The organism is Microbacterium keratanolyticum, from assembly GCF_016907255.1.
GTDB classification, from domain to species: domain Bacteria; phylum Actinomycetota; class Actinomycetes; order Actinomycetales; family Microbacteriaceae; genus Microbacterium; species Microbacterium keratanolyticum.
Genome location: NZ_JAFBBQ010000001.1, coordinates 886,709 through 903,551, shown reverse-complemented (window position 1 = coordinate 903,551; position 16,843 = coordinate 886,709). Strand labels below are relative to the sequence as shown.

Sequence of the window (16,843 nt, the reverse complement as noted above, 5' to 3'; positions counted from 1 at the left end):
GAATGTCCGAGGCCGTCCGTAGCGTGTGAGCATGCGCATCCTGCACACGTCTGACTGGCACATCGGCCGCAGCTTCCACGGGCACTCGACGCTCGAGGCGCTGGCCGAGGTGCTCACCGCGCTGGTCGCGCAGGTGCGTACGCACGAGGTCGACGTCGTTGTGGTCGCAGGCGACGTCTTCGATTCGGCGACGCCGGCCGCTTCCGCCTACACGCTGCTCACCGACACGCTCGTCGCCCTGCATGACACCGGTGCGCGCGTGATCGTCACGAGCGGCAACCATGACTCGGCGGCCCGTCTCGGCTTTCAGGCGCGGCTGCTGCGTGAGGGCATCCACGTCCTCACCGATCCGCAGAAGATTGCAACGCCCATCACGGTCAGCGACATCCACGGACCGGTGCACTTCTTCGGCATCCCCTATCTCGAACCGGCGATCGTCCGCCATCACTGGCCCGAGGCCACTCTGCGTACGCAGGCGCAGACGATGGCACACGCGATGACCCTCGTGAATCAAGGACGAGCATCGCACCCGGGGCGATCGGTCGCGATCGCGCATTGCTTCGCGGCCGGTGTCGACGCCACCGCGGGCCTCGAAAGAGAAGTGCGCCAGGGCGGGCTCGACGTTGTACCGCTCTCCGTTTTCGACGGCCCCGACTATGTCGCCCTCGGGCACATCCACGGTCGCCAGCAGCTGAGCGGCTCCGTGCGCTACGCAGGGGCGCCGTTGCACTACAGCTTCGGTGAGCAGCACAAGCCACGCGGCTCCTGGCTAATCGAGCTCGGCGCCGACGGCCTCTCTTCCGCCGAGTGGCTGGAACTTCCGGTGCCACGGCGTCTCGTGACCCTGACGGGCACGCTCGATGAGATCCTGTCCGACGACAACGTCGCGGCCCACCATGACGCCTGGGTGTGCGCCGTCTACACCGACGCCCTTCCGCAGACCGAGCCGATGCGGCGACTGCGGGCGCGTTTCCCGAACTGCGCGCTCGTGCAGCATGAGCCGGCGGGTGCCGAGGCGAGCGATGAGCGCAGCTATGCGCAGCGGCTGCGCGCCGCGGTGACCGACGAAGAGCGCATCGAGGCCTTCCTCGTGCACGTGCGCGACGGTCAAGGGGCGACCGCAGAAGAGAGCGCGCTGATCCGCGAGGTGCTCGATGACCGGGTACGCGCCGAGGCGCTCGTCTAGTGCGGCTGCATCGTCTGGAGGTCGAAGGATTCGGTCCGTTCCGGGAACGCCAGCGCGTCGACTTCGACGCCTTCGCGGCCGACGGCATCTTCCTCATCGCGGGGCGCACGGGCGCCGGAAAATCGAGCATCCTCGATGCCGTCTGCTTCGGTCTGTACGGCGGGGTGCCACGCTACGGCACAGCCGAGAAGCGCCTGCGCAGCGATCACAGCGAGCCGGGGGAGCCCTCACAGGTCGTCGTCGAGTTCAGCACGACCGCGGGGCGGTTCCGTGTCACGCGGTCACCCGAGTACCTTCGTCCCGCGAAGCGCGGCGGAGGACTCACGACGGAGAAGGCAGCGGCTGAGCTGGAGCAACTGCGCGACGGCGAATGGCAGGGGATCGCATCGCGTGCGGTCGACGTCGCGAACGAGCTCGATGCGATTCTTCAGCTCACGCAGGAGCAGTTCCTGCAGGTCATCCTGCTCGCGCAGAACCGTTTCGCGGATTTCCTCCTAGCCGACAGCAAAGACCGTCAGCGGCTGCTGCGTCGGCTCTTCGGCACGGTGCGTTTCGAAGACTTCCAGAACCGCCTCGATGAGCGACGCCGGGCGTCCGAGCAAGCGCTGAGCGGTCGCAACGCCACGGTTCTCGCTCGTGTCGAAGAGGGGGAGCGCCTCGTCGCAGCGGAGTTCCCCGAAGAGTCGGAGGCGGATGCGACGGGCACGGCGTCGACGGGCGAACTCGGCCCCGCGCAGACCACAGCGCAGCGCATCGACGCACTGCAGCACGCGGTGGCGCGGCTGCGGTACCGCGCAGAGCGCCGTGCGGCCGAACGTGACGACGCCGAGCTGCGTCAGCAGGCCGCGGACGCTGCGCTCACCGTGCTGCGTGAAGATCGGCAGGCGCAGATCGAACGTGATCGCGCGCGAGTCGCTCTGCGCGTCCTCGACGAGGAATCAGGCGAGATCTCGCAGCTGCGAGAGCTTCTCGATCGGGCTCGCGCCGCTGAAGCCGTGCGCGCACCGATCGATGCGGCGCGGACCGCCGAACAACGGCGCGCACAGGCGCACGCGCAGGTCGACGATGCCCGCGCGCGCTGGATCGCGTCCGCCGGTCAGTGCGCAGATGTCACCGCCGTCGGCCTGCGCACCTGGGCGCGCGAGCGGTCGACGGAGCGCGGCGGATGGCAGCACGTGGCCGGCCTTGAGGAGCGCAGCACCGAACGAGAGACCACGCAGCACGAGGCTGCGGCCCGCGTCACCGCGGCGACCGAGTCGCTGCAGGCGATCGACGCCGAACGAGCGGCTCTCCCCGCGCAGCTGGCGGATCTCGTGGCCGAGCGGGAGCAGCTCCGTGTCGACGCTGATCGACGCGAGGAATGCGAGCGACTGCGTGACACTGCGCAGGCGCGACGGACCGCCGCGGTCCAGGCAGACGCACATCGCGCGGCGCTGCGTACGAGCGAGATCGCCGTCGCGGACGCATCCGCCGCGCTCGCCTCCGCGCAGACCGCGCTCGCAACGCTGCGCCAGCGCCGCCTCGACGGTTTCGCCGGAGAGCTGGCCACGGCCCTCGTCGACGGCGAGCCCTGCGCGGTGTGCGGCTCGACCGAGCATCCCCGTCCTGCCGCGCACGCCGATCCCGTCACCGCGGACGACGTCGCAGACGCCGAAGAGGTGCGCGACACGGCGGCGGCCGTCGAACGTGATGCGACAGCGACCGCGGCGGCGATTCGTGCTGAGCTCGCGGTTGCGGAGGCGCGCGCTGAGGGGCGCACGCCGGCGGCGGCGGACGCCGATCTCCTCGCGGCAGAAGACGCACTCGCGCGGGCCGTTGATGCGCAGGAGAAGATCGTCGCGCTTGACCTCCGGGCCGATGAGCTCCGTGCTCGCGTGGAGGCGATCGCGACCGAGCACACCGCAGCCAGCGCCGCTCTCGCGACCGCACGCGAAGCTTTCGCGACCGCCGAGAAGGCCGCCGCTGAGGCGTGTGCGCTGATCGCCGAGACGCGCGGCGACTTCGACTCCGTGGCGGAGCGCATGGCCCATGTCTCCGTTCAGATCGACGCCGCCCTCGCCCTTGCCGATGCGATCGACGAGCATCGCGCCCGCGATGAGAACCACACAGAGGCGCAGACAGTGCTGCGCGACGCACTCGCCGACAGTGCCTTCGCCGATGCGACGCAGGCCGAGGCAGCCCTGCTTCCTCGCGAGACGCAGGCAGCGCATGAGCGGCGCATCACCGCGCACAGCGTGCAGCGCGAGAAAGAGCGGGAGATCCTGCTGCAGCTCGAACTCCGGATTCTCCCTGAAGAGCCGATCGACCTCACCGCCGAAGAGACCGCTGCCGCCGACGCCCGCACGGTCTGGATGCAGGCGGTCACCGCCGCCCAGCAGGCCGCACTGCGAGTGGAGCAACTGCACGAGACGACCGAGTCGGCCGCTCGGGAGTACGCGCTCAGCGCGACGCAGACCGCGCAGCACGAGGTGCTCTCTGCGCTCGCAGCGACGATCAAGGGCACGGGGAACCAGCGCAAGATGGATCTCGAGACCTTCGTGCTCGCCGCCGAGCTTGAAGAGATCGTCACCGCCGCCAACGTCCGGCTGCACGACATGTCCGCGGGCCGCTACCAGCTGCAGCACTCCGACGAACGCGCCTCGCGCAACGCCGCATCAGGCCTGCGCATCGCCGTCTATGACGCCTTCACGGGGCAGAGCAGACCGCCGCAGTCGCTCTCCGGCGGCGAGACCTTCCTCAGCTCTCTTGCCCTCGCCCTCGGGCTCGCGGAGGTCGTGACAGCCCGTGCCGGAGGCATCCAGCTCGACACCCTCTTCATCGACGAAGGCTTCGGCTCCCTCGACGCCGACACCCTCGAGGTCGCCATGCGCACACTCGATGAGCTGCGACAGGGCGGGCGCACGGTCGGGGTGATCAGCCACGTCGAAGCGATGCAAGAGGCGATCCCCGCCCAGATCACCGTGCGCGCGACGAGCCAGGGACCGAGCGTGATCGATGCCGCGTGACGGCCGAGAGCTCAGACGCCGTACTCGTCCTGCACGCGTGCCCAGAGCTGTGCGCTGCACCGGGCCAGGGCAGCGGTGAAGTCGTTCAGCGCGCCATCCTCTGCCCGGTCGGAGACCGCCCGGAATACTCGGATCGGCAGGCCGAACTTCTCGGCGACCCAGATGTACGCGTAAGTCTCCATGTCGACGAGAGCGGCCCCGGTCGGGCGGATGACCGCGGTGACCTCCGCGTCGCTCACGAAATGATCGCCCGTCGCGATCAAGAGGCCATCGCGTCCGGTGTGCACGCGCGCCGGCAACGAGATGTGCTGGCCGAGCACACCATCGAAGTCCGTCACGTCGTGCTGCAGGGCGCTGCCGACCTCGTGCGCTGTGGCCTCCAGGTCGTGGTCGATCGCTCCTGCGGTGCCGACGACGACGATCTCGTCGTAGCGGGCGGCATCCAGCGCACGCGTCAGCGCGTACGTCGCCTGCAGCTTGCCGGGGCCGGTCACCAGGCGGTCGAATCCCGGGATCTCCGCCGGGAAAGCAGACAGTTCGGTGGCGAGGGCGGCGACGAGAAGCTTCACGATCCAATTGTCCCAGGTCGGCGCGGCCTGAGCCGCCGGGCGATTGCGCACGGATACTTAAGGGAAGAGCCCGACCCGAGGAGTCCATCGTGACACTGCAGCGTGACATTGCCGAAGCACTCGGCGTGCAGCCCCAGATCGATCCCCAGGCCGAGGTGGCGCGTCGCGTGCAGTTCCTCGTCGACTACCTGCGCCGCACGGGCGCACGCGGATACGTGCTCGGAATCTCCGGCGGCCAGGATTCCACTCTCGCCGGGCGGCTCGCCCAGCTTGCGGTGGAGCAGGCGCGGTCCGAGGGGCTCACCGCCCGTTTCCTTGCCGTGCGGCTTCCGTACCGGGTGCAGCGAGATGCGGCGGATGCGGCGGCCGCAGTGGAGTTCATCGCCGCAGACACAGCGGTCGAGGTCAACATCGCGCACGGCGTCGACGGTGTCGAACAGGACATCGAGGCGGCGCTCGACGGAGACATCACCGACTTCAACCGGGGGAACATCAAAGCCCGGATCCGGATGGTCACGCAGTACGCCCTCGCCGGCCATGACGGGATGCTGGTGATCGGCACCGACCACGCGGCAGAGGCCGTGACCGGCTTCTACACGAAGTTCGGAGACGGCGCGGCAGACATCCTGCCGCTCGCCGGACTCACGAAACGGCAGGGGCGGATGCTGCTGCAGACGCTGGGCGCGCCGGACTTCCTGACGTTCAAGGTGCCGACGGCTGATCTGCTCGATGATCGTCCGCAGCGGACGGATGAGGATGAGCTGGGACTCACGTACGAGCAGATCGACACGTACCTCGAGGGTGGCGTGATCGAAGCAGAGGCTGCCGCGCTCATCGAAGCGAAGTACCTGGGCTCGGCGCACAAGCGGCACCTTCCGGTCACCCCGGACGACAGCTGGTGGCGCACCCGCGGGGACTGAGCGGTTCTGCGTCTCGGCCCGGCGTGCGGGCACCGGCCGATGTCTGTGGCCGCGGCTAGGGTCGAAGCATTCACCGACGGCTTCCGCTGTCGCAAAGAAGGAGAAGCATGCGCGTCGTCGAGCCGGAAGGCGGTGTTCGCAGCGTCGTCTGGAGCGCGAGCGATCTCAAGCAGGCGGCCGAGTGCGAGTTCGCCTGGGCTCGGGCGCTGGATGCGAAGCTGGGCCGAGTGCCGGCGGTCGAAGAGCCGGAAGACGTCACGCTCGAGCGTGCTGCGCGTATGGGCGACGCCTATGAACTGCGTGTCCTCGACGACTACCTGGCCGATTTCGGTGCGGGCGTCGTCACCCTGCCGAAGGTGTCCGCAGGCGACGCGGAGGCGATGCGCGAGGTCCTGGCCGAGACCGAAGCGGCGCTGCGGTCCGACGCCACGGTCATCTACCAGGCCGCATTCTCGACCGACGAGTTCGTCGGTTTCGCCGACTTCCTCCTCCGTGACGAGCAGGGCTGGCGAGTGCAGGACTCCAAGCTCGCGCGCAAGGCGCGCGTGACCGCCCTCATGCAGCTGGCGGCATATGCCGATCAGCTCGATCGCCTCGGCATCGAACGCTCCGACGAGGTCGACCTCATTCTCGGCGACGGCACGATCAGCACGCACCGGGTTGACGATCTGCTTCCGCTCTTCCATGTGCGCCGGGCGCGCCTGCGCGCGATGATCGCCGATCGTCGCGTCGCCGAGGGCGCAGAGGGCGAGCCCCTGGCCTGGGGCGATGACCGGGGGGATCTGCAGATCCGCGCGTGCGGTCGCTGCGCGACGTGCAACGAGCAGGTCGAGCAGCACCGCGATCTGCTGCTCGTCGCGCGAATGCGCCCGGCTCAGCGTGCGCGACTGCGCGCGGCGGGCATCGAGACGATCGACCAGTTGGCCGTCGCGGATGCGGCGCCCGAAGGCATGCACGTCGAGACCTTCCGGGCACTGCGTGACCAGGCTCGTCTGCAAGCGGGGGTGACGCCTGAGCAGACTGCGCCGCCATTCGAGCTGATCTCTGCACAGGCGATCAGCCTCATGCCACGGCCCAGCCAGGGCGACATCTTCTTCGACTTCGAGGGCGACCCGCTCTACACCGAGTCCGGAGACGAAGAGCACTGGGGCATCGACTACCTGTTCGGATGGATCGACAACGCCGAGCAGTACACGGCTCTGTGGGCTCATACGTTCGCCGAAGAACGGCAGGCGCTGCTCGACTTCCTCGAGTTCGTGAAGCTGCGCCGAGCATCGCATCCCGACATGCACATCTATCACTACGCGCCCTACGAGACCGCGCACCTCGCGGCCATGGCGGCGCGGCACGGCGTCGGTGAGGCCGACGTCGACCGGCTGCTGCGCGAGGGCGTCTTCGTCGACCTGTATCCGCTCGTGCTGCGCACGGTGCGGGTCGGTTCGCGGTCGTACTCGATCAAGAAGCTCGAGCCCCTGTACATGGGGGCCGAGGTGCGCGAAGCCGACGTGCAGAAGGGCGACGAGTCGATCATCCGCTATGTCGAAGCGCGGGAACTCGCGGGTGCCGGTGAGATCGCCGCCAGCAGGGCGATCCTCGACGATCTGGCAGAGTACAACCGCTACGACTGCGTCTCGACGCGACGTCTTCGCGACTGGATGATCGGTCTGGCACGGGAGAGCGGGGTGCTGCCTGCCCCTCCGGACGATGCGGAACTGAAGCCCTACGAGCCGTCACCGCTCTCGCTCGCGCTGCTCGCCGCCGCGCAGCACGCGACGCACGAGGGGCGTGACGGGCAGGTGTATCGCGTCGCGGCCGCCGCGCTCGACTACTACCCCCGTGAGGCGAAGACCTTCTGGGTGTCCCACTACCAGCGTCTGCGCGAACCGCTCTCGATGTGGGATCAGACCCGCGATGTGCTGCGCATCGAGCCAAGCGAGAGCGTCGTGCGCGAGCACTGGGGAGTCGAAGAAGGGCGACGCGCCTCGACCCGCGTGGTCGAACTGCGCGGCGAGCTCGCCCCCGGCAGCACCATCGGCATCGGAGCGCGCCCGTTCGCCCTGTACGAGACGCCGGCCCCCTTCGACAGCGCCGCGCCGTCGCGAGTGATCCATGTTCCGCACGAGGTGGAGGTCATCGAGATCCTCGAGGGAGGATTTCTGGTCCGCGAGTTCGCGATCCGGGGGCAGACCTGGGACGCTCTTCCGATCGCCCTCGCCCCCTCGTCTCCGCCGCCGGCGGCGGCGCAGCAGAGCGCGATCGAAGAATGGGCTGATCGGCTGTTGCGCATGGCTCCCGAGCTGCCGACGGATGCCGCGACCGACATTCTGCGTGGCATCGCTCCGCGTACACGCTCCGACAACCCGCTGCCGCCGGCGGGAGACGACACGATCGAGGCGATCGTGCGGGGCATTCGCGATCTCGACAGCAGCTACCTCGCTGTGCAAGGACCTCCGGGCACGGGCAAGACGTACACCGGTTCGCGTGTCATCGCTCGGCTCGTCAACGACTTCGGCTTCCGCGTCGGTGTCGTCGCGCAGTCCCACGCGATCGTCGAAACCGTGCTCGATCGTGTCATCGAGGCGGGCGTGCCTGCGCAGCAGGTCGCCAAGGCCCCGAAAGACGCCACGGCCGAGCACGCCTTCACCGTGATCCGCAAGAACGGCATGGCCGGGTTCATCGCCGAGCAGTCCGGCAAGGGACTCGTCGTCGGCGGCACCGCGTGGGACTTCAGCAACACCACCCGCGTCGAACGTCGCGGCCTCGACCTGCTCGTGATCGACGAGGCCGGACAGTTCTCCCTCGCCTCGACGATCGCTGTCGCGGCGGGCGCCCGTCGCGTGCTCCTTCTCGGCGATCCCCAGCAGCTTCCCCAGGTGAGCCAGGGCACACACCCCGAACCCGTCGACACCTCCGCGCTCGGCTGGGTCATGCACGACGACCCGGTCATCCGGCCATCGCACGGATACTTCCTCGCCCGCTCGTGGCGCATGCACCCTGCCGTCGCCGCACCCGTGTCGACGCTGTCTTATGCGGGCCAGCTCGCATCGGCGCCCGGCGCCGAGAAGCGCAGGGTGGAGGGCATCGAACCGGGGCTCCACCCCGTTCCCGTGCGGCATCGCGGCAACGCGACCCAGTCACCGGAAGAGGCCGCGCAGGTCGTCGCGATCGTGCATGATCTGGTGGGGCGGGCGTTCACTGACACGAGTGAGGCGGATGCACCTGTCGAACGGCCGCTCGCTGCGTCCGACATCATCGTGGTCGCCCCGTACAACGCGCAGAAGCAGCTGATCATCGATGAGCTGCGAGCGGCCGGCTTCCCCGACGTCGCGGTAGGAACGGTCGACAACTTCCAGGGCAAAGAGGCGGTCGTGTCGATCACGTCCCTCGCCGCGAGCAGCGGACGCGACGCGCCGCGCGGGTCCGAGTTCCTGCTGTTGCAGAACCGGCTCAACGTCGCGATCTCCCGCGCGAAGTTCGCTGCCTACCTCGTGTACTCACCGGGCCTCCTCGACGATCTTCCCTTCGCCGCGGAGGGGGTCGCGAGACTCAGCGCTTTCGCGCGCCTGGTCGGTGTGGAAGCCGAGGATGGGGTGCGCGCATGAGCGCCGTGCACTCGGCGGACGAGATCCTGCGGCACGCCGCGGAGTGGGCCTGGCTGCCGCGCAACGCCGACCTGAGCCAAGAAAACCTTCAGTTGGTGCGCTATCCGCAGCGTCTGGGCGGGGGTGTTCGTGGCAGCCGCGTCGACTCGATTCTCGACCCAGGGGAGATCATCGACTTCGCTATCGGGCGGGTCCGAGAGTGGGAGGCGACACGGCTGACGATCTGGGTCGGCGACGCCGACAGCCCGAATCTCGAAGACGAGCTGCGCCGCCGCGGCGCCGTGCACGACGACACCGTGACGATCTTCGCTCGGCCGATCGACGCCGATGAGATCCGCTTGCCCGTCGGCGTCGCGGCAGAGATCGTCCGCAGTCTCGAACACGTGCGTGGCGTCGACACGATCAACGTCTCGGTGTGGCAGCAGACCGCACTCGATGAGGCAGGTCTGCGTGATGAACTCAAGGAGGTCAGCGACGAGCTACGCAGCGGCGCCGGCGCTCGCGTGCTCGCAACGCTCGACGGCCGCGCGGCGAGCACGGGTGGGGTCACCATCGTCGACGGCTTCGCGCGTCTCTGGGGTGCCGCGACCCTCGAGGGGTTCCGCGGTCGGGGCACCTACCGTGCCGTCCTGGCCGAGCGGTTGCGATACGCCGCCGCGCACGGTGCGCGCACCGCGATCGTGAAGGGGCGCGTCGCGACATCCGCACCCATCCTCGAGCGCTGCGGGTTCGTTCGCTACGGCGAAGAGCGCGCCTATCGGCTTGACGCGCTCATCGAGCCCGCCGAGTAGCGGTGGAGATCAGACCGTTCCGTACAGACGGTCGCCGGCGTCGCCGAGGCCGGGCACGATGTAGCGGTTCTCGTCGAGTCCCTCATCAAGAGCGCCGAGGACGATCGTGACGTCGCGGTCGCCCACGAGCTTCTCGATCGTCTCCAGTCCTTCCGGGGTACCCAGCAGGCAGATCGCCGTCACGTCCTGTGCACCGCGGTCGAAGAGGAACTGGATCGCTGCCGCGAGCGAGCCGCCGGTGGCGAGCATCGGGTCGATCGCGAAGCACTGACGGTCGCTCAGATCGGTCGGAAGCCGCTCGGCGTAGGTCATCGGCTCGTAAGTCTCTTCGTCGCGCACCATGCCGAGGAATCCGACCTCCGCGGTGGGAAGAAGCTTGACGAGCCCCTCCAGCATGCCGAGACCCGCGCGCAGGATCGGAACGACGATCGGGCGCGGCTCGGAGATCTTGACCCCCGTGGTGGTGGTCACCGGGGTCTTGATCTCGATCGGCGTCACCTTGACATTCCGCGTCGCCTCGTAGGCGAGAAGCGTCACGAGCTCTTCAGTCAGCTGCCGGAAGACCGGAGACGGGGTGCGCTCGTCGCGCAGGACCGAGAGCTTGTGGGTGATCAGCGGGTGATCGGCAACATGAACGCGCATGCATCTAGGCTAATGCGCCCGATGCCTCCGGCACGACCTGAGATCTGACAACGCCCCGCACCCGCCGCCGTGCAGGAAGTCGCCTACGCTCAGATCATGACCGCTCCCGACGCAGAAGCCATGCAGCGCGCGCTGGCCCTCGCCGCCGAGGCCGCCGCAGTGAGCGAGATTCCCGTGGGCGCTGTGGTGCTGGACGCCACGGGCGCGACGATCGGGGAGGGCCGCAACACCCGTGAGGAGACGCACGATCCCACCGGGCACGCCGAGGTCAACGCGATCCGCGCGGCGGCGGCCGCTCTCGGCTCCTGGAACCTGGAGGGCTGCACCCTCGTCGTGACCCTGGAGCCCTGCGTCATGTGCGCCGGGGCGATCCTGCAGTCTCGCCTGAGCCGGGTCGTCTTCGGCGCCTGGGATGACAAAGCGGGAGCAGCGGGCTCGATGTACGACCTGCTGCGTGATCGTCGGCTCCCGTACCGCGCCGAAGTCGTCGGTGGCGTGCAGGCCGAGGCGGCCATCGCCCAGTTGCAGGGTTTCTTCGCCGAACGTCGGTAGTCGTCTGCTCAGTCGCGGGCGGCCAGCTGCTGCTCAGTCGCGGGCGGCCAGCTGCGCGACGAGCGAGAGGTAGGCCTGCGCGTCCGGGGCGAAGTATCCGCGTCGTGTGACGCCGAACTCGTCGGTCGACGTGTGCGCACCATGGCCCTGCGTCGGTTCGCCATTCGTGTCGGTCCCGGGCACCCGCCCCCCGTCGGCGCTGTAGACAGCCGCGCCCTCGAGGTCGCGAGCATCGACCGGATGGGCGCCGAGACGACCGAGCCGCGCGATGACATCGGCACGTGCTTCGGTCGCGGCGAAGTCCAGGGCGCCCCCGGCGATGAGTTCCTCCACACTCGCGGCACCGAACCGCGTCATCCCGGCCCCGCCGATCGCAAATGCCGCGTCGACCCGTGCCGCGCCGCCCAGCAGTGCGAGTTCTCCGAGGAGCGTCACCCCGTAGGAGAACGCGACGACAGCGACCTCGGCGCCGGGGTTGCGCGCCACGAGCGCATCGAGGTCCACCGCTAGCCGTGCGGCGCCCAGTGTGGCGTGCGCCGTCGCGCGCGCGGTCGCGTGCGACCCGGAGTCGTACCCAAACCAAGCGATCGTCGCGACTCGCGTCGATCCGCCCCGCAGTGCGCGGGCACGGATCACATCCGCGCACAGCCGCTGGGCAGTGGATGCCCAGGCGCCGAAGCGCGTCAGGTCGGTGTCAACGCCGTGCACCAGATAGACGACGAGATCCGCAGCATCCGCATCGCCGAACGAGACGCTCGCATAGGGGGCGCCGTCGAGGATCACGGCGTTGCGCAGTCGCGCCTGCGAGTCGGCGCGCAGAACACGTTCGACCTCCTGCAGCTGCGCCCGCGCAGCATCCGAGATCTGCGGCTGCGCAGACAGCTGCCGCAGCACGGCGAACGCCTCTTCCGTCTTCATCCCGCGGGGCGGTGATCAGTCGGAGGACTTCAGCACGAACGCATCCGTCGATGGTGCAGGGTCCAGCGACGGACGATAGATGTCGGGCTCGATGTAGATGACGCGCGCCGCAGGAACGGCGGCGCGGATGCGCGCTTCCATCTCGTCGATGTCGGCGGACGCTTCGCGCACCGACTTGTCGGCGGTGAGCGCGACCTTCGCCGCCACCATGAGCTCATCCGGGCCGAGGTAGAGGGTCTTCAGGTGGATCACCTTCTCGACTTCATGCCCCGACTGGATGGCGTCGACGATGCGGTCGTAGTCCGCTTTGGTCGCTCCCTCGCCAACCAGCAGGCTCTTCGTCTCGACACCCAGGACGATCGCGATGAGCACGAGCAGGATGCCGATGGCGAGGGTTCCGAGCGCGTCGAACAGCGGGTTTCCGGTGATGACCGTCAGCCCCACGCCCAGTAGGGCGAAGGTGAGGCCGACGAGCGCGCCGATGTCTTCGAGCAGGACGACGGGCAGCTCCGGCGCCTTCGCACGACGGACGAATGAGACCCAGCTCTGCCCGGGCTCGCGCACCAGGTTGCTCTCACGCACGGCCGTGCGCAGGGAGAACGACTCCAGTCCGATCGCGATCACGAGCACGACGAGCGGGAGCCACCACCACACCGGGTCGAGCTCGTGGGGATGGGTGAGCTTGTCGACGGCCTCGTAGATCGCGAACAGGCCACCCACCGAGAACAGGATGATCGACACCACGAAGGCGTAGACGTAGCGCTCGCGGCCGTAGCCGAAGGGGTGGGAGCGATCGGCGGTCCGCCGCGCCTTGCGCCCGCCGAGCATGAGGAGCAGCTGGTTGCCCGAGTCGGCGACCGAGTGGATCGCCTCGGCCAACATCGACGCGGAGCCGGAGAGGAACCAGGCGATGAACTTGGCCAGGGCGATGCCCATGTTCGCGAGGAATGCCGCGACGATCGCCTTTTGCCCACCGGAAGCGCTCATGCCGAGAGTCTACGGGTGAGGTGGGTGCGCGTGTCGGGTGCGTGCGCCGGAGTGTTCGGATGCCGAGATGGCCCTCTGCCGGAGACGCCTCCGCTTCTAGACTGAGTTCATGACCGACGCGATTCCCTCTCTTGCCTTTCTCGGTGCCGGATCCATGGGAGGGGCGATTCTGCAGGGCGTCGTCGCCTCGGGGATCCCGGTCGACGGAGGCATCATCGCGACCAACCGCTCGCAGGAGAAGACGCAGGCGCTCGCCGGGCTCGACGGCGTGCACGCCATCGCGTTGAACGACAACCCGCACGGCAATGCCGAGGCCGTGGCATCCGCGCGCGTCGTGCTGATCGGCGTGAAGCCGGCCATGGTTCCCGACCTGCTCGCCGAGATCGCCCCGCACCTGCGTTCGGATGCGATCGTCGTGAGTCTGGCTGCGGGCGTCACGCTGCAGACGTTTGCGCGCGTGCTGGGCGAAGAGGCGAACGTCATCCGTTCGATGCCGAACACGCCGGCGACCGTCGGCAAGGCGGTCACGGGCCTGGCGGCCGCCGCGCACGTCTCTGCGGAGGATCGTGCGATCGTGCGCCGACTGTTCGAACTCGTTGGCGCTGTCATCGAGGTGCCGGAGGAGCAGATCGACGCGCTGTCGACGATCTCAGGATCCGGCCCCGCCTACGTCTTCCTGCTGATCGAGGACTTCACGCGGGCTGCGATCGACAAGGGCTTCAGCGAGGCGGATGCGCGGCTGATGGCCGAGCAGACCTTCATCGGCGCGACGGCGCTTCTCGCTGCATCCGGTGAGGATCCGGCGGAGCTGCGTCGTCGCGTCACAAGCCCGAAGGGGACGACCGAGCGTGCGATCGCGGTGCTTCAGGACGCGCACCTCGACCGCGTGTTCACTGAGGCGACGGACGCGGCGCTCGCACGCGCGAGGGAGCTCGCCGCCGGGGCGTAAGCGCGCGACCACCGCGAGAAACCACTTTTTGCACGAAACACCCGTGCGGACGTGGTTTCTCGCGCCGAAAGTGGTTTGTCGCCCGAGGCGCGGGAAGCGGCCTCCGCGGCGATACGACCGCGCGAGGGTCAGCGGTCGAGTGACGCGAAGCGCTCGATGTCGCTGTTCGTGCCCGACACGATGATGAGGTCGTGGTTCGTGACGATCGTCTCGGCCTCCGCGTAGCGGAACGGCTTGCCGGGGCTCTTCACGCCGACGACGGTCACGTTGTACTTGGTGCGCACACCGGACTGGTTCAGACCCACGCCGCGGATGAACTTCGGTGGGTACATCTTCGCCAGCACGAAGTCGTCGTCGAAGCGGATGAAGTCCAGCATCCGACCGCTCACGAGGTGCGCGACGCGCTCGCCGGCCTCGCGCTCGGGGTAGATGACGTGGTTCGCGCCGACACGGGCGAGGATCTTTCCGTGCGACTGTGAGACGGCCTTCGCCCAGATCTGCGGAACCTTGAGGTCGACCAGGTTGGCGGTGATGAGGACGGATGCCTCGATCAGCGAACCGACCGCGACGACGGCGACCTGGAAGTCCTGGGCGCCGATCTGACGCAGCGCGTCGATGTTGCGGGCGTCGGCCTGCACGGTGTGCGTGACGCGCTCGGACCACTTCTGCACGAGTTCGAGGCTGTCGTCGATCGCGAGCACTTCGCGATCGAGACGGTCCAGCTCCCCGGCGCATGCGGCGCCGAAGCGACCGAGTCCGATCACGAGAACCGGAGCGTCGTTGCGCAATGCTTCAACCAACGATGGGCCTTTCCACAGGCAGCGAGTACAGCTGCGAACGGGATGTCGCGGCCACGGCCGCGGCGAGAGTCACTGTACCAACGCGGCCCATGAAGATCGTGGCCGCCATGATGTACGACGCCGAATCGGGCAGCTCCGCGGTGAGCCCGGTGGACAGTCCGACGGTGCCGAAGGCGGAGATCACGTCGAAGAGCACCTCGACGACGGGTTCCTTCGTGATCTGCGCGATCGCGATGGTGGAGACGGCGACGATCGTGGCGCCCCAGGCGACGACGCTGAGGGCGACGCGCTGCACGTCGCTCGGGATGCGGCGGCCGAACACCTCGACCGACTGGCGTCCCTTGGCCTCGGACCACACGGCCAGTGCGAGCACGGCGAGCGTGGTCACCTTGATGCCGCCGGCTGTCGAGGCGGAGCCGCCTCCGACGAACATGAGCATGGATGCGGCGAGCATCGACGAGCCGTTGAGATCAGCGATGTCGATGACCGAGAAGCCGCCGGATCGTGTCATCGCGGACAGGAAGAACGCCTGGAAGGTCGTGTCGACGGCGTCCATCGAGCCGAAGGTCTTCGGGTTGTTGTACTCGAGCACCAGGAACACGGCTGCGCCGAGGATGAACAGCAGCACGGTAGTGATGAGCGTGAGCTTCGCGTGCAGCGACCAGCGCTTCACGTGCCAGACGTGCTTCGAGAGCGCGTAGATCACGGGGAAGCCGATGCTTCCCAGGAAGACACCCGCCATCAGGACGGTGAGCAGGAAGTAGTCATCCGCGAAAGGTGTGAGGCCTCCCGCGTTCGGGGTGAAGCCCGTGTTCGTGAAGGACATCGCCGCGTAGAACGGGGCCTCCCAGAGTGCCGTGAGCGGGTCTACCCCCGCCATTATGAGAGCCGGGTAGAGCAAGATCATCAGTCCGACCTCGATGACGAGGGCCGAGATGGCGACCGTGGTGAGCAGCTGGCCGACTTCGCCGAGTCGGACGGTCTGTCCCTCGTTGACGGGTCCGCCGTGTGCGCGCAGCGGGTTCGTGTCGCCTGCGGCGATGAGCTTCGCGCGCAGCCCGAGCCGCTTCGAGATGACCATGCCCATGAGTGAGGCGAGGGTCAGCACGCCGAGGCCGCCGATGTTCACACCCACGAAGATCACGGCGATGCCGAACGGAGACCAGTGGGTGGCCATGTCGACCGTGGCGAGACCCGTGACGCAGATCGTGGAGACCGCGGTGAACAGCGCGTCCGCCAGAGGCGTGACCGTTCGATCGGCGGATGCCGCGGGAAGCGACAGCAGTGCGGTGAAGACCAGGATGAGCGCGGCGAAGATGACGATCGCGAAACGGGACGGCGAGGAGGTCGTCAGCTCCTTGAGGCTGCGCGCGATCGAACGTGCGGTAAACCGCGAGCGGAACGCCGTAGTACTGCCCGACATCGTGCGCGATCCTCTCGAAGCTTTCGTGCGCTGGCCTCCGTCATGGTACTCCGGCGGCAGCCCGACTAACCTGATGTCATGACCGACATCTTCGATGTGATCGCCGACGGTACCAGGCGAGACATCCTTCAGCTCCTGCTCCGGCGTGCGGCGGATGGCGATGGCGGCACGAGCGTGACGCAGATCGTGAGCGAACTGGGCATCAGCCAGCCCACGGTGTCCAAGCATCTCAAGGTGCTGCGCGACAGCGAGCTCGTGACCGTCCGCGAAGACGGACAACGCCGGTTCTACAGCCTCGCGGTCGAGCCGCTCGAGGCCGTCGACGACTGGCTCGTGCCGTTCCTCGTCGACGCCTACGGCGATTCGGCGCCCGACATCGATTTCAGCGTGCCGCCACTGCCCGACAGCGCCGCGCACGCGGCCGAGGTGGTCGGCCGCGCAGCGGCATCCGCGAAGCACGTCGTGCAGACTGCGCTCAAGCGCCTCGGCGCCTGAGCCT

The 16,843-nt window shown here is 68.4% G+C and carries 14 protein-coding genes; 8 read left to right on the top strand and 6 right to left on the bottom strand.

The genetic code is table 11. The features are described from left to right. The first annotated feature begins 31 nt into the window (after positions 1-31). Together JOD62_RS04315 and JOD62_RS04310 are read left to right on the top strand one after the other, a co-directional pair. The gene (locus JOD62_RS04315; RefSeq protein ID WP_204938097.1) at positions 32-1,186 is read left to right on the top strand and encodes an exonuclease SbcCD subunit D; all 1,155 of its coding nucleotides are present in this window, start codon (positions 32-34) and stop codon (positions 1,184-1,186) included. Continuing rightward, positions 1,186-4,191, top strand: a complete 3,006-nt coding sequence (locus tag JOD62_RS04310) for an AAA family ATPase (RefSeq protein WP_204938096.1) — start codon at positions 1,186-1,188, stop codon at positions 4,189-4,191. Before JOD62_RS04315 ends, JOD62_RS04310 begins: the two co-directional genes overlap by 1 nt. A gap of 11 nt (positions 4,192-4,202) precedes the next feature. On the opposite strand, the gene JOD62_RS04305 is transcribed toward JOD62_RS04310, so the two are convergent. After that, the gene (locus JOD62_RS04305) at positions 4,203-4,760 is read right to left on the bottom strand and encodes a phosphorylase family protein (RefSeq protein ID WP_204938095.1); all 558 of its coding nucleotides are present in this window, start codon (positions 4,758-4,760) and stop codon (positions 4,203-4,205) included. Between the two features lie 89 nt (positions 4,761-4,849). Here JOD62_RS04305 and nadE point away from each other — a divergent pair, with 89 nt between their 5' ends. From nadE to JOD62_RS04290, 3 genes are all read left to right on the top strand, one after another. Further along, on the top strand, positions 4,850-5,680 hold the full coding sequence (gene nadE, locus JOD62_RS04300) for an ammonia-dependent NAD(+) synthetase (protein ID WP_204938094.1): 831 nt from the start codon (positions 4,850-4,852) through the stop codon (positions 5,678-5,680). A 107-nt stretch (positions 5,681-5,787) separates the two neighbouring features. Then, positions 5,788-9,282 (top strand): TM0106 family RecB-like putative nuclease, encoded by a 3,495-nt coding sequence (locus tag JOD62_RS04295; RefSeq protein WP_204938093.1) that lies wholly within the window; start codon positions 5,788-5,790, stop codon positions 9,280-9,282. Then, the gene (locus JOD62_RS04290; RefSeq protein ID WP_204938092.1) at positions 9,279-10,073 is read left to right on the top strand and encodes a GNAT family N-acetyltransferase; all 795 of its coding nucleotides are present in this window, start codon (positions 9,279-9,281) and stop codon (positions 10,071-10,073) included. Before JOD62_RS04295 ends, JOD62_RS04290 begins: the two co-directional genes overlap by 4 nt. A 9-nt stretch (positions 10,074-10,082) precedes the next feature. On the opposite strand, the gene upp is transcribed toward JOD62_RS04290, so the two are convergent. Continuing rightward, positions 10,083-10,715 carry a uracil phosphoribosyltransferase gene (gene upp / locus JOD62_RS04285; RefSeq protein WP_204938091.1) on the bottom strand — a complete coding sequence of 211 codons (633 nt, stop codon included), beginning with the start codon at positions 10,713-10,715 and terminating at the stop codon, positions 10,083-10,085. A gap of 96 nt (positions 10,716-10,811) precedes the next feature. Between upp and JOD62_RS04280 the strand changes: the two genes are divergently transcribed. Beyond that, the gene (locus JOD62_RS04280; RefSeq protein WP_204938090.1) at positions 10,812-11,267 is read left to right on the top strand and encodes a nucleoside deaminase; all 456 of its coding nucleotides are present in this window, start codon (positions 10,812-10,814) and stop codon (positions 11,265-11,267) included. 33 nt (positions 11,268-11,300) lie between these two features. On the opposite strand, the gene JOD62_RS04275 is transcribed toward JOD62_RS04280, so the two are convergent. Both JOD62_RS04275 and JOD62_RS04270 read right to left on the bottom strand, forming a co-directional pair. Beyond that, complete coding sequence (locus JOD62_RS04275) at positions 11,301-12,185, bottom strand: alpha/beta hydrolase (protein WP_204938089.1); 885 nt, start codon at positions 12,183-12,185, stop codon at positions 11,301-11,303. Between the two features lie 15 nt (positions 12,186-12,200). Beyond that, the gene (locus JOD62_RS04270; protein WP_204938088.1) at positions 12,201-13,172 is read right to left on the bottom strand and encodes a cation diffusion facilitator family transporter; all 972 of its coding nucleotides are present in this window, start codon (positions 13,170-13,172) and stop codon (positions 12,201-12,203) included. A 109-nt stretch (positions 13,173-13,281) separates the two neighbouring features. Here JOD62_RS04270 and proC point away from each other — a divergent pair, with 109 nt between their 5' ends. Next, positions 13,282-14,121 (top strand): pyrroline-5-carboxylate reductase, encoded by an 840-nt coding sequence (gene proC, locus JOD62_RS04265; RefSeq protein ID WP_204938087.1) that lies wholly within the window; start codon positions 13,282-13,284, stop codon positions 14,119-14,121. Positions 14,122-14,249: 128 nt separating this feature from the next. On the opposite strand, the gene JOD62_RS04260 is transcribed toward proC, so the two are convergent. Next, positions 14,250-14,921 (bottom strand): potassium channel family protein, encoded by a 672-nt coding sequence (locus JOD62_RS04260; protein WP_204938086.1) that lies wholly within the window; start codon positions 14,919-14,921, stop codon positions 14,250-14,252. After that, positions 14,914-16,344 carry a TrkH family potassium uptake protein gene (locus JOD62_RS04255; RefSeq protein ID WP_204938085.1) on the bottom strand — a complete coding sequence of 477 codons (1,431 nt, stop codon included), beginning with the start codon at positions 16,342-16,344 and terminating at the stop codon, positions 14,914-14,916. The genes JOD62_RS04260 and JOD62_RS04255 overlap by 8 nt, the downstream gene beginning before the upstream one ends. Before the next feature lie 78 nt (positions 16,345-16,422). Between JOD62_RS04255 and JOD62_RS04250 the strand changes: the two genes are divergently transcribed. Then, positions 16,423-16,839 (top strand): ArsR/SmtB family transcription factor, encoded by a 417-nt coding sequence (locus JOD62_RS04250; RefSeq protein ID WP_204938084.1) that lies wholly within the window; start codon positions 16,423-16,425, stop codon positions 16,837-16,839. Positions 16,840-16,843: the final 4 nt, after the last annotated feature.

Excerpts from the sequence above, each read along its gene's own strand:
- JOD62_RS04270 (WP_204938088.1), bottom strand. The coding sequence starts at position 13,172 with ATGAGCGCTTCCGGTGGGCAAAAGGCGATCGTCGCGGCATTCCTCGCG.
- JOD62_RS04255 (WP_204938085.1), bottom strand. The coding sequence starts at position 16,344 with ATGTCGGGCAGTACTACGGCGTTCCGCTCGCGGTTTACCGCACGTTCG.
- JOD62_RS04280 (WP_204938090.1), top strand. The coding sequence starts at position 10,812 with ATGACCGCTCCCGACGCAGAAGCCATGCAGCGCGCGCTGGCCCTCGCC.
- proC (WP_204938087.1), top strand. The coding sequence starts at position 13,282 with ATGACCGACGCGATTCCCTCTCTTGCCTTTCTCGGTGCCGGATCCATG.
- JOD62_RS04275 (WP_204938089.1), bottom strand. The coding sequence starts at position 12,185 with ATGAAGACGGAAGAGGCGTTCGCCGTGCTGCGGCAGCTGTCTGCGCAG.
- JOD62_RS04315 (WP_204938097.1), top strand. The coding sequence starts at position 32 with ATGCGCATCCTGCACACGTCTGACTGGCACATCGGCCGCAGCTTCCAC.
- upp (WP_204938091.1), bottom strand. The coding sequence starts at position 10,715 with ATGCGCGTTCATGTTGCCGATCACCCGCTGATCACCCACAAGCTCTCG.
- JOD62_RS04295 (WP_204938093.1), top strand. The coding sequence starts at position 5,788 with ATGCGCGTCGTCGAGCCGGAAGGCGGTGTTCGCAGCGTCGTCTGGAGC.
- JOD62_RS04250 (WP_204938084.1), top strand. The coding sequence starts at position 16,423 with ATGACCGACATCTTCGATGTGATCGCCGACGGTACCAGGCGAGACATC.
- JOD62_RS04290 (WP_204938092.1), top strand. The coding sequence starts at position 9,279 with ATGAGCGCCGTGCACTCGGCGGACGAGATCCTGCGGCACGCCGCGGAG.